The 12,342-nt window shown below is 72.0% G+C and carries 9 protein-coding genes and 1 pseudogene; 4 read left to right on the top strand and 6 right to left on the bottom strand.

Annotated elements, in window-relative coordinates:
• Positions 1-26 precede the first annotated feature (26 nt).
• Positions 27-1,568, bottom strand: coding sequence for a right-handed parallel beta-helix repeat-containing protein (locus tag ACSNOK_RS01895; protein WP_436778750.1), 1,542 nt, complete (start codon positions 1,566-1,568; stop codon positions 27-29).
• Positions 1,569-1,877: 309 nt separating this feature from the next.
• On the opposite strand from ACSNOK_RS01895, the gene glnT reads away from it, so the two are divergent.
• Positions 1,878-3,266, top strand: a complete 1,389-nt coding sequence (glnT, locus tag ACSNOK_RS01890) for a type III glutamate--ammonia ligase (RefSeq protein ID WP_436778749.1) — start codon at positions 1,878-1,880, stop codon at positions 3,264-3,266.
• 66 nt (positions 3,267-3,332) lie between these two features.
• On the opposite strand, the gene asnB is transcribed toward glnT, so the two are convergent.
• From asnB to ACSNOK_RS01875, 3 genes are all read right to left on the bottom strand, one after another.
• Positions 3,333-5,195, bottom strand: a complete 1,863-nt coding sequence (gene asnB / locus ACSNOK_RS01885; protein ID WP_436778748.1) for an asparagine synthase (glutamine-hydrolyzing) — start codon at positions 5,193-5,195, stop codon at positions 3,333-3,335.
• Positions 5,196-5,287: 92 nt separating this feature from the next.
• Entirely contained in the window at positions 5,288-5,986 is a 699-nt protein-coding gene (locus tag ACSNOK_RS01880; protein ID WP_436778747.1) for a TenA family protein, read from the bottom strand.
• A 156-nt stretch (positions 5,987-6,142) separates the two neighbouring features.
• A complete protein-coding gene (locus tag ACSNOK_RS01875; RefSeq protein WP_436778746.1) occupies positions 6,143-7,747 on the bottom strand; it encodes an FAD-dependent monooxygenase in 1,605 nt (534 codons plus the stop codon).
• 247 nt (positions 7,748-7,994) lie between these two features.
• Between ACSNOK_RS01875 and ACSNOK_RS01870 the strand changes: the two genes are divergently transcribed.
• The 3 genes from ACSNOK_RS01870 (at position 7,995) to ACSNOK_RS01860 (ending at position 11,378) form a co-directional block, all read left to right on the top strand.
• A complete protein-coding gene (locus ACSNOK_RS01870) occupies positions 7,995-9,008 on the top strand; it encodes a methyltransferase (protein WP_436778745.1) in 1,014 nt (337 codons plus the stop codon).
• A 126-nt stretch (positions 9,009-9,134) separates the two neighbouring features.
• The gene (locus ACSNOK_RS01865) at positions 9,135-10,463 is read left to right on the top strand and encodes a lysine N(6)-hydroxylase/L-ornithine N(5)-oxygenase family protein (RefSeq protein WP_436778744.1); all 1,329 of its coding nucleotides are present in this window, start codon (positions 9,135-9,137) and stop codon (positions 10,461-10,463) included.
• A gap of 162 nt (positions 10,464-10,625) precedes the next feature.
• Positions 10,626-11,378: an SDR family NAD(P)-dependent oxidoreductase gene (locus ACSNOK_RS01860; RefSeq protein ID WP_436778743.1), complete on the top strand. Its 753-nt coding sequence runs from the start codon at positions 10,626-10,628 to the stop codon at positions 11,376-11,378.
• A gap of 98 nt (positions 11,379-11,476) precedes the next feature.
• Here ACSNOK_RS01860 and ACSNOK_RS01855 read toward each other — a convergent pair whose 3' ends face one another.
• Positions 11,477-11,701 carry a hypothetical protein gene (locus ACSNOK_RS01855; RefSeq protein ID WP_436778742.1) on the bottom strand — a complete coding sequence of 75 codons (225 nt, stop codon included), beginning with the start codon at positions 11,699-11,701 and terminating at the stop codon, positions 11,477-11,479.
• Positions 11,686-12,342, bottom strand: a pseudogene (locus tag ACSNOK_RS01850) (hypothetical protein); the annotation flags it as partial. The pseudogene ACSNOK_RS01850 and the gene ACSNOK_RS01855, both read right to left, overlap by 16 nt.

The following is a 12,342-nucleotide window of genomic DNA, read 5'->3' as shown; positions in this document are numbered from 1 at the left end:
CCCCGCGGGACGGGCTGGTCGCGGACCTACAGCGGCGCCCCCTGGTAGGCACCGATGTGCGGGACGTTCGGTACAGGGTTGCCGTAGAAGTCCCGCCCGCCGTCGTCGGCGACGCGGCTGCCCGCGTTCAGGGCCGGTGAGCCGCCCCTGAGCCGGTAGCCGTCGGCGTCGGACACGCGGACCGCCGAGCCGGGCGCCGTCAGCAGCGGGTCGCCGGTGATGTTGTGGTCCCCGTGCGCGGGGAGCGCCGTGGCCCGGTGGAACAAGTTGTACCGGTACGTGCCGTAGTCGTCGTCGACGGTGGAGCCCTCCGGCCGGCCCACGAACACGTTGCCCTGCAGGGAGAAGTCGTTCCGCCGGTCGACCTCCACAAGGTTGGGCGCGTTCGGGGCGTAGAAGGTGTTTTGGTAGACGCGCAGATTGGAGACGCCCTGGCAGAAGGAGCTGATCACGCCGAATCCCTGTGCGCCGGAGGCGTCGTTCTGGCTGATGTTGTACCGGACGACACTGTCCTTGGCGATTTCCCCGTCGCTCTGGCAGAAGTAGAGGAAACCACCGCCGTTGTCCTGTGAATAGTTGTACTGGTAGGTGGTCCCGACGTTTCCCCCTTCCACGGCGAAGGCCATGCCCGGGTACCTTCCGCGCCGCACGGTGTTGTATTCGAAGGTGGTGCGGTCCGAATTCCAGGCGTAGGCGCCGATGTTGTAGTCGGTGGACCGGATGTTGTACCCGTCGACGGTGTTCTCGGTCACCCGGGCCCGGTTCCCGTTGAACAGGACGATGCCGTCACCGCCGACATCCGTGACGGTGTTGCGACTGATGACGATCCCTTCGTTGGGGACGAAGGTGCTGCCGGGGCCCTTGGGGTTCTCCGTGCGCTTCTGCCAGTCGGAGGTGATGCCGATGCCGATCCGGTCCACGTGGCTGACCTTGGTGTCGGTCACCGCGATCCCGGAGAAGCCGGTCGGCTTCGCGGTGCCGGCCGCCTCGAAGAGGATGCCGCCGCTGGGGTTGGGGTAGCGGTCGTCGCTGCCGTTGACGTCGCGGACGGTGACTTGGTCGATCACGTAGTGGCGACCGATGCCGTAGTCCCGCAGCAGGACCCGGATACCCGCGCGCCGGGCCGCCGTCGCCCCGGTGTTGGTGACGGTGATCTTGCGGACCTGGTAGTACTCGACGTTCTGCAGCAGGACGGCGGCGGAGGCGCCGGCGCCGTCGACGACCGGGGCGCCCGTGCCGTAGGGCTCCACGGTCACCGGCTCCTTCGCGGTGCCCGACCCCTTGGGGGCGAGGGTGCCCCGGCAGGTGGTGCCGCCGCGCAGCAGGAGCCGGTCGCCCGGCGCGAACGTCACGCTGTTGGCCCGGGCCAGGGACCGCCACGCGGTGGCCTCGTCGGTGCCCTTGGCGTCGTCGTTGCCCTTGGCGCAGTCGACGAAATACGTGGTGCGGGCCGTGATCGCGGCGGCCGCGGGGGAAAGCGCTGCGGCGGACGGGGCCGGGGCGAGGCCCAGGGCCGTCGCGGCGACCAGTGCGGCCCGGACCGGTCGGGTGGTGAACCATCTACGCACATCTCCTCCATTCCACCCGCGCGGGCGGCCGTCGCCAGCGCCGGTGTGCGCCGCATCGTGGCCGGGTCCGCACGAGCGGCGCTAGAGAAGGCCTGGATTCCTCTTGCGATGTGTCGAATTTAGGTGTTAGGAGGACGCGTGCATTCGATGGCGGTCGCCCGTGAGCGGTCGCAGGCGGCGCGCCGGACACGCCGGTCGGACCAGTCAGGCCAGTCGGATCGGTCAAGCCGTCCCGGAGCGAACGGCAGGCGTCCTAGCCGCTTTCGAGCAGCACTGTCCACCCTGGCGGCAGACCACGACACCGAACCCGTGACGCTCGAAGGCGAGGACACGATGACGGCGCACACACCACCGGCGAATGCCGAGGAACTGACCCAGGCGGTCACCCGCGACGGGGTGGAGTTCCTGCTGGTCATGTTCGTCAACCTGCGGGGCAAGACCTGCGCCAAACTGGCGCCCGCGCACACGCTCGACCGGCTGCTCACCGACGGCCTGGGCTTCGCCGGCAACGCCGCCGACGGGCTGGGGCAGACCTCGGCCGACCCGGACGTCGTCGCGATGCCCGACCCCACCTCCTACGTCCGGGTGCCGCTCCAGGAGAACCTCGGCATCGTCCAGTGTGACCTGTATGTACGGGGCGAACCGTGGCCGTACGCCCCCCGGGGCATCCTGCGACGGCAGCTGGGCCGGCTCGCCGAGCAGCGGCTCGAACTCAAGGCGGGTGCCGAACCCGAGTACTTCCTGGTCCGCCGTACCGAGGACGGCGGCATTCGCGTCGCGGACGAGCTGGACGACACCGCCTCCCCCTGCTACGACGCCCACGCGGCCACCCGCTCACTGGACCACCTGACCACCGTCAGCCGTGCCCTCGACGCCATGGGCTGGGACAACTACTCCAACGACCACGAGGACGCCAACGGCCAGTTCGAGCACAACTTCGGCTACGCGGAGGCGCTGCGCACCGCCGACCGCGTCGTCGTCTTCCGCCACCTGGTCCGGCTGGCCGCGCACCGGGCCGGGCTGATCGCCACCTTCATGCCCAAGCCGTTCGCGGACCTCACCGGCAGCGGGCTGCACCTGCACCTGTCGCTGTGGCAGGACGGCCGCAACGCCTTCCACGCCCCGGACGACTCACGCGGACTGGGCCTGTCGCGGCGGGCGTACGGCTTCGTCGCGGGCATCCTCGACCACGCGCCCGGACTGATGGCGCTGACCTGCCCCACGGTCAACTCCTACAAGCGGCTCGGGGCGGGCGCCGCGACGCTGTCCGGGTCCAGCTGGGCGCCGGGGTACGCCAGTTACGGGGGCAACAACCGCACCCACCTGGTCCGGGTGCCGGACTCGGACCGGATCGAGGTGCGCTGTGTGGACTCCGCCGCCAACCCCTACCTGGCGCTCGCCGGACTGGCGGCCGCCGGCGCGGACGGCATGGAGCGCGGCGCCGACCCCGGCAGCCCCCTCGAGGCGGACCTGGAGGCGGTGGGCGCGGCCACGGGCGCCGGGCGGCCGCGTCCGCTGCCGCCCACCCTGCTGCACGCGGCCGAAGCCCTGGCCGCGGACGACGTGCTGCGCGAGGGTCTGGGCAAGACACCGGACGGCTTCTACGCCGATTACTACGCCGACGTGAAGCGTGCCGAGTTCGACGGCTACCACCGCCAGGTCTCCGCGTGGGAGCTGCGCACCTACCTGCAGGTCTGAGCCGCGCGTGGAAGGCCGGGGGGCCGGCCGGACCCCGGCCGGTCCCCCGGCGTAAGCGGTGGGCGGCTACAGGTCGAGCGTGATGCCGTAGTGCCGCAGCCAGAAGTCGAACCCGAGCGCCATCTCCAGGTTGGACCGGCTGTGCCACTCGTGGGCGGTGGGAGACCGGTCCGCCACCGCCTTGCGTGCCGCGTCGGTGTCCAGCAGCGGGAGCACCGGCGCGTTCGGGTCGGCCAGGACGGCGGCCATCGCGTCGTGCAGTGCGTGGGTGTACGCGGGGTCCTGCGTCACCGGGTAGGGGCTCTTCGGGCGCTCCAGCACCGACTTGGGCACCAGGCCCCCGCCGGCGGCGGCACGCAGCAGGCTCTTCTCCCGGCCGTCGAAGGTCTTGAACGACCAGGGCGTGTTGTAGACGTACTCCACCAGCCGGTGATCGCAGAACGGCACCCGGGTCTCCAGGCTGGACGCCATGGCGAGCCGGTCACCCCGGTCCAGCAGCATCGGCAGCCAGCGGTTGAGGTGGGCGAAGCACAGTTCCCGCATCCGGTGCTCGTGCGGATCCTCGTTCTCCTGGTGCGGGGTCAGCGCGCGCGTCTGCGCGAAGGCGTCCGCGTAGTAGCCGGGCATGTCCAGCTTGTCGAGCAGACCGCGGCCGAACAGTCCGCGGCCCTGGCCGCCGCGGCTGCCCTCCTGGCGTTTCTCGGCCTCGATCCACGGGAAGTTGTCGGCGGCCACCAGCTCGCTGTCGTGTAGCCACTTGAAGCCGCCGAAGATCTCGTCGGCGGTCTCGCCGGTCAGGGCCACCGTCGAGTGCTCGCGGGTGGCGCGCAGCATCAGGTACAGCGAGGTGTCCATGTCGCCCAGCATGGTCGGCATGTCCTGCGCGAGGACCGCGGCCTCGCGGGCCTTGGCGCTGATGAGGTCGGCCGTGCCCAGCACGATGTCGGTGTGGTCGGCGCCGACGTGCCGGGCCAGTTCCGCGGCGTACGGCGCGTCCGGGGTGTCGCGCTGGTCGTCCGGACGGAAGTTCTCGCTGTAGCCGACGAAGGTGGCGGTGATGGAACGCACCGCCTCGTCACCCGCCGCGGCGCGGGCCTTGGCGGCCAAGGCAGTGACCACACTGGAATCGATGCCGCCGGACAGCGTGGTGCACAGCGGGACGTCGGCCACCAGCTCGCGGGTGACGATCTCCTCCAGCAGGGACCGGATGTGCGCCACCGTCGTGTCGAGGCCGTCCGTGTGCGGCCGCGCCTCCAGGGCCCAGTAGCGGTGTTCGCGCACGCCGGAGCGGCTGACAGTCATGGTGTGGCCCGGCAGCAGCTCCCGCATGTCACGAAAGGCGGCCTGGCCCGGGGTCTTGGCGGTGGAGAACAGCTCCCGCAGCTCCGCCACGCCCACCACCGGCTTGACGTCGGGGTGCGCCAACAGGGCCTTGGGCTCGGATCCGAAGAGGACCCCGTCCGGCCGGACGCTGTAGAACAGCGGTTTGATGCCGAGCCGGTCGCGGACCAGCAGCAGTTCCTCGGCCCGCGGATCCCACACTGCGAAGGCGAACATGCCCTCCAGGTGCTCGGCGCAGCCGGCCCCCCACTCCAGGTACGAGCGCAGCACCACCTCGGTGTCCGAGCGGGTGCGGAAGCGGTGGCTGCGGGACTCCAGTTCCGAGCGGAGCTGCTTGAAGTTGTAGACCTCACCGCTGTAGGTGAGGACGGCGAGGGTCCGGCCGTCCTCCTCGGCGACCATCGGCTGGACGCCGCCGGCCAGGTCGATGATGGAGTTACGGGTGTGGCCCAGCCCCGCGTGCGGGCCGACCCACACACCGCGGGCGTCGGGGCCCCGGAGGCCGAGCGTGTCGTTCATGGACTGGACCGTCGCCTTCTCGCGACGGAGATCACGGGCGTAGTCCACCCAGCCGGTAATGCCGCACATGCGGAGCTCTCCTCACTGTCGACTCACCGTCGACTGTGTCGTCGGTCGGATCCGGGGTGTCGCCGGCCGCCGGTGCGTGCCGGTGCGACGGGTCAGAACGGCCAGGCCTCCCGGCGCCAGGCCGCGTCCACATGGGCCCACTCGAAGTAGGCGGCGTGCCGCGCGTGCGTGACCAGCTCCCGGCGGCCGGTCGGCGAGCAGTCCTTGGCGATGTCGTCCACGGTGGCCAGGAACACGTCGACCAGGCCGCGGTAGGTGTCGCCGGGGTGCCACTCCTCGATCACCGCGGCGTAGCGGGAACCCGGCACGCGCCGGGTCAGCAGTCCGTCGGTGACGAGCAGGAACAGCCACGCCGCGGGCAGGACGGCGCCGGTGCCCGCGGGCAGCGAACGGGCCGGGGCGGCGGCCAGGAAGGCGGTGTAGCCGAGCGTGGTGGGCAGCGGCTCCGGCGTGCCGTCCGCGAGCGGCAGCCGCAGGTCCTTCCCCCACCGCCGCACCCGCTCCTGACGCCGCTCGGCGTCCTCGGCGGTGCCGGTGCCCATCCGGCTGAACAACAGGGCCTGGCGCGGGTCGGCGGCCACCGCGGCACAGCGGGCGTGCGCGGCGGCGTAGGCGGGCAGGACGTGCCAGTGGTCCTGCTGGAGGAAGTGCGCCAGCGCGGTGTCCGGCAGGCTCCCGTCGGCCAGCCCCCGGTAGAAGGGGTGGCCGAGCAGCCGTCGGGCGGTGTCCCCCACGGTCCGGGCGAGTTCGGTCCGTGCCGGCGGATGCCGTTCGGTGGTGTCACGCTCCATGCGGGGAAGCGTGGCCCCGGGTGCTCGAGGAACGATCGGAGACGGCTCGCGGGGCGCGGTCCCGCGCGGCGCCGGGCACGCCCCGCCCGCGCGGGGGTACGCCGCGGCCCGCCCCCGGCGTACCGGGGACGGACCGCGGGCGGCCGGGTCTTGGCGTCAGTCCTGACAGGCGGCCCGGGACAGGACGCCGGTCAGCACCTCCTGCGGGTCGCCCGCCAGGTGCTCGGCGCGCCAGGAGACGAAGGCGTCCGGACGGACCAAGACGGCACCGTCCGGCCCCACTCCGTACGCCCCGGCCCAGTCGCGGTCGGCCGGCCGCAGCTCCGCCCGCTCGCCGACCGTCCAGGTGCGCAGCGGGACGCCGAGCTTCCGGGCGACCGGTTCCGCGGCCCGCGCCCAGGCCCCGCCACCGGGCCCGGTGAGCAGCACGTAGGAGTCCCAGAACAGGTCGACCGTGGAGAGCTCCTCACTCCCGCGCCGCAGCCACACGTGCGGGGCCCGGGTGCCGGGCTCGCCGGTGAGCCGCAGTTCGGGACTCAGGACCCGGGCGCCGAGGTCGTCCGCCAGGACGGAGGCGGAGCGGTAACGGTAGCCCAGCGTGATGATCACGTCGTCCACGAAGTCGGCCAGGTCCGCCTCGGTGGCGTACCCGTGCCGGATCCGGTTGCGTACCAGCGCCTGCTCGGACATGGCGATGCCCAGCGGGCGCCGCTCGGCGTCGTAGGTGTCCAAGAGCGCGTCGGTACCCCAGCCCCTGAGGACGGCGGCCAGCTTCCAGGCGAGGTTGTGGGCGTCGTGGATGCCGGTGTTGGCGCCGAATCCGCCGGCCGGCGGGTGGACGTGTGCGGCGTCCCCGGCCAGGAACACCCGGCCCGCCCGGAACGTCTCGGAGACCAGTTGCGCGCCGCGCCAGGGCACCCTGTCCACGATCTCCACGTCGATGTCCCGCCCGGCGGCCCGCCGCACGATGTCCACGCACCGCTCGTCTGTGAAGTCGGCCGGGGTCTCGCCCTTCTCGGGGAAGTACAGCGGCGCGGCCAGCCACGGGTCGCGGCCGTGCAGCCGGGACAGGCCCATCAGGCCGCCGCCCGCGGAGGCGTAGCACAGAATGAACTTGCGGTCTTTCAGCAGCCGTTCGAGTTCCGGCGCCCGGAAGTAGACGCTGATCGCGTCGAACACGGTGCCGCGTCCGGCGCGCCGCACGCCCAGGGCCTCCCGGGTGCGGCTGCTCGCGCCGTCCGCGCCCACCAGGTAGTCCGCCCGTACCGTGAACCGCCGGCCGGTCGCCTTCTCGCCGACGACGGTGGTCACGCCTTCGGAGTCCTGCTCGAAGGAGAGCAGCTCGCAGCCGAAGCGCACGTCGGCGCCGTGCTCCCGGGCCTTGGCGACCAGCACCTTCTCGTACCGGTCCTGCCCACACCCCATCACCCGCTCGGGGCTGACCGTGGGGCCGTCCAGGGACGGCACCTCCAGTACCTCCGCGTCGTCGATCTCGGCGAAGGTGCGCACCTTGATGATGCCGCCCTCGAAGTACGGGTGGGAGTCGCCCATCTCCAGGGCCCGGATGTCGGGCCCCAGACCGGCGGCCCGGAACAGCTCCATGGTGCGGGCCTGCAGACCCGGGGCGCGGGGCAGTGTGGAGGTGTCGTCGCGCTTCTCCAGCACCATCGTCCGCAGCCCGTGCCGTCCGCAGAACAGCGCGGTGGCGAGCCCGACCGGTCCGCCGCCGACGACGAGTACCGGGATTCTCAGGTCGTACATGCATGTCCCCTCTGCGTGGACTGGGCCGAACCCGGACCGCTTCCAGGCCCTGCCGGCAATCGGGAACCCGCCGGCCGTCCGGCCGCGGGGCGCCCTTCGAGAAGTACCGGCGACTCCTCAAGCGGTGCTGGAGGACAGCCCTCCCCGCGCCCCGCGGTTTCTCGAGGGGGTCTCGACCCACGACTGCGAAGGTCCCCGCTCACCGTGTGGCACCAGGCCACGGTCGGTGCCGGAAGGAGCCCCGCGCATGACGCACACCCCGCCCGATGTCACCACCCCGGCCGGAATCATCCGGTTGGGCAACATGTTCTGCGACGCAAAGGCGCTGCTGACCGCCGTCGAACTGCGCCTGTTCACCACGCTCCACGAGCAGGGCCCCTCGACGCGGGAGGAGATCCGCACCGCGCTCGGCCTGCACGGCCGGGGGCTGTCCGACTTCCTCGACCTGCTGACCGCCCTGGGCGTGCTGGAGCGGGCCGACGGCCGCTACCGCAACGCGCCGGGTGCCGACGCCTGCCTCGTCCAGGGCACGCCGGGGTACGTCGGTGGGTTCCTGGAGCGCTCCAACCGCAACCTCTACCCGGCCTGGGGGCGGCTCGCCGAAGGGCTGCGCACCGGGCGGCAGCAGTCCGGCAGCGACTTCGAGCAGGTGACCAGGAACCCTGCCGTCCTGCGGCAGTTCGTCGGCATGATGGACGGCCTGACCAACGTGGTGGGGCCCGAGCTGGCGCGGAAGTACGACTGGTCCGCGCACGGCTCGGTGCTCGACGTGGGCGGCGCCCGCGGCAACCTGTGCTCCCTCGTCGTCACGGCGCACCCGCACCTGACCGGGCACGTCTTCGACCTGCCGGCGATGGCGCCGCTGTTCGACGAGCAGGTGGCCGAGCGCGGTCTCACCGGCCGGATCTCGTTCACCGGCGGCAGCTTCTTCGAGGACGTCCTGCCGCACGCTGACGTCGTCGTGCTGGGCCACGTCCTGCACGACTGGAACCGGGAGCAGCGGGCCTACCTGGTCCGCAAGGCGTACGAGGCGGTCAACCCCGGCGGCACCCTGCTGGTCTACGACCGGATGCTGGAGGACGGGCCGGCGTACATCGAGAACCTCGTCATCAGCCTGGACATGCTGCTGGTCACCGACGGCGGCGAGGAGTACCGGGCCTCCGAGATCACGGCGGTGGCGGAAGAGGCCGGCTTCGTCAGTACCGAGGTCACCCCGCTGAGCGACTACGACACCCTGGTGATCTGCCGCAAGGGCGCCTGAGCGGGCCCGGCGTCCCCGGACCGGCTCCGCCCCGCTCTCGACCGGCGCCCGATCCGCGCCGCCGACCCTGAACCGTATCGACGACGGCCCGTCGGAACCTGCGCGTCCGCGGCCGGGAGGAGAGTGATGAGCGAGCAGCGCCAGCGCCCCCCGGAGGGGGCCGAGCACCGGTCCGGCATCCGGCCGCCCCATCACACGGTGGCGGGCGTCGGAGCCGGCCCGGCCAACCTGAGTCTCGCCGCGCTCGGCGAACCGGTGGTCCCCGGCGGGATCTGGCTGTACGAGCGACGGTCCTCGGCGGCCTGGCATCCCGGCCAGCTCGGCGAGGGCACCCGCCTGCAGACCTCCTGGCTCAAGGACCTGGTGACCCTGGTCGACCCGACCAACCGGCTGTCCTTCCTGAACTACCTGGTGGCCGGCGGGCGGATGTACGCGTTCCTCAACGCCCAGTACGAGGAGATCCCGCGGCTGGAATTCGCGCGCTACCTCACCTGGGCCGCCGGTGAGCTGGGCACGATCCGGTACGGCAGCCCCGTCGAGCGCATCGGCTTCACCGGTACCGGGACGGACGGGCGGTTCGTGCTGCACGGGCCCGACGGTCCGGTGGCCACCGCGGACCACGTCGTCCTCGGTCTGGGGACCCGCCCGCGCGTCCCGGCCTGCTTCGACGGCCTCGACGCCGGAGGGCTCGTGCCGGCCGAGCAACTGCACGCCTGGCTGCGCGGGGCGGCCGTACCGTCATACCAGCCGGCCGTGGTCGTCGGCGGCGGGCAGACCGGTGCCGAGTCCGTGCTCGAACTGATCCGGCACGGCTTCCGGGACATCCGGTGGATCGGCCGGCGCAACTGGTTCGCGCCGATGGACGACTCACCCTCGGCCAACGACTTCTTCCGCCCCACGTACCTGCGGTTCTTCCACGGGCTGCCGGCGGAGGTGCGGCAGCGGTACGTGGCCGAGCAGCAACTGACCAGCGACGGCATCTCGTTGGGCACGATCCAGCAGATCTACCAGCTCAACTACGAGATGTACCTGCGCGAGGGCCGCTACCCGGTCATGCTGCTGCCCGGGCGCGACGTGGTGCGGTCCCGCGAACGCGACGGCCGGGTCGTCCTGTGGTGCGAACGCGACTGGGGAGGACGCGAGCGGCACGCCGCGCCCCTGGTGGTGCTGGCCACCGGCCGCGAGGCGGCGAAGCTGCCGCTCGTCCCGGAACTCCTCGCGCTGATGGAGCTGGACGAGTCGGGCCAGCCGGTGCTGGAGGCCGACTACTCGGTGCGGTGGAAGAACGCCGAGCACAACCGGCTCTACGTGCAGAACCGCAGCCGGACGGGGCACGGCATCGCCGACCCCAACCTCAGCCTGCTGGCCGTGCGGGCCGCCACGATCCTCAACTCCCTGCTGGAGCGGGAGGTGTACGCGATCCGCGACGAGCACGTCAGCACGGCCTGGCTGTGACGCGGCGGTGGCGGCCCGTCCGTCCGTCCGGCAGCGGACGACCCCTGCCGATCACTTGACAATCTAGCTACTAGGTGAGCAAGCTCGTCGGACTTGGGGGTGCCAACCGGCACCGCACCACTTCTGGCACGACCGTATTCGGCGTAGGCGGAGAGGCGAACGATGGATCTGGGCTTGCGGGACAAGCGGGTTCTGGTGACGGGGGCGACGCGCGGCATCGGCCGTGCCACCGCCGAGGCGTTCGCCGACGAGGGAGCCCGGGTGATCGTCACCTATCACACCGGCGAGTCCGCCGCGAAGGCAGTGGTGGAGGAACTGGGCGGTACGGAGCGCGCCCACGCCGTCCGCCTGGACCTCGCCGACCCGGACTCCGTGACCGCCGGCGTACGGGCCGCCGAGGAGCGCTGGCGGGGCATCGACGTGGTCGTCGCCAACGCCCAGACGTGGCTGTGGGTCGACCCCGACCGGCAGCCCAAGCTGGAGGACCTGCCGGTCGACGAGTGGTTCGCGACCATGCGTGCCAACGTCGAGGGACACATCCGCACCGTCCGGGAGGCGCTGCGCGGGATGCGCGAGCGCGGCTGGGGGAGAGTCGTGTTGCTCTCCTCGGTCACCGCGACGGCCGGTATGCCCGGCTCCGAGATCTACAGTGCCGCCAAGTCGGCGCTGCACGGCTTCGCCCGCGGCCTGATGTGGAACCACGACGGCATCCTGGTCAACGTCGTGGCACCAGGCGGCACGCTCACCGAAACGCTCGGCGGCGTGGACCCGGCGGTCATCGAGAAGAGCGCCAGGGAGACCCCCAGCGGGCGGCTGACCACCGCGCAGGAGGTCGCGCGCCTGATCGTGTTCCTGGGCTCGGACGGCAACGGCAACATCAACGGCGAGATCATCCACACGGCCGGCGGGCGCTGACCCGGCGCGGGGGGGGGGGGGGGGGGGGGGGGGGGGGGGGGGGCCCCCCGTCCGTGTACGGGGTGGTCACCCCCAGCCCGGCTTCCCGAACTCCTCGATCAGCACGGGGTACCGCCCCCCGCCGTGCCCGGCGGCGATCGCGAGGCCGGCCATCGCCTCGAAAGCCGCGGCAGTTCGGTGTCGACGCCCGCCGCCTCGCTCTCCTCGACCAGGTGGCCCATCGCCCGGGCGTCGGTCCCCAGGGCCGACACCTCGGCCGGGAAAGAGCCGCGGTCTGTCTGCTCGGCGTTTCCGGGCAGCCACTCGGCTATCCCGACGGCCATCGACGCGGGCCTGTCCTCCGAGGACATCGCGTACGTGCCACCCTGCGCGACCGGTGAGGTCCCGGAACCGCCCCGGCCGCCCCGAACCGCCGGCCGCGATGCGGACGCGGCTGCGGCGCCTGGACGACCGGATGGACCACCTTGCCCGGTCCCGCGACGCGCTCACCCACTACATCGACGCGGAGCTCCGGCGCCGCCACCCCGCGCAGCAGCCAGTCCGCCGCCAGGGGCGCGAGCTCCTTGACCTCCCGGCCGGTCAGCCGCAGCCGGCGATCGGCATGCGAGACGGAGGCGAGGATCAGGGTGCCGTGCTGGACGGGCCACCGCCACTCGTGCGCGTAACCGGCCTTCTTCAGCTGCGCCTTGGCGCGTTGGAAGGCCCCGTTCTTGATCCCGGCATGCCGCGCGATGTCGGAAAGGCAGACATCACCGGTATCGGCGAGCGACAGCGACCAGACGAGAAGACGCACGGCGTCCGAAGAAAGATTCGGGTGGCGAATGATGTCGTTCGATACCTGGGTGAAGCGACACTGGGGCGCGCTAACATGGCGCATCAGACACGCGGGGGTCGCTCCGTTTACGGAGTTCGACGAGGCCGAAATTACACGCAACTCCCCTTGCCAACCGCCCGGTTGAAGGTG

It is taken from the genome of Streptomyces sp. URMC 126, from assembly GCF_051386555.1.
In the GTDB taxonomy this organism is placed as follows: Bacteria; Actinomycetota; Actinomycetes; order Streptomycetales; family Streptomycetaceae; genus Streptomyces.
Note: the sequence above shows the minus strand (reverse complement) of the source record. Positions and strands in the feature narration are given on the sequence as shown.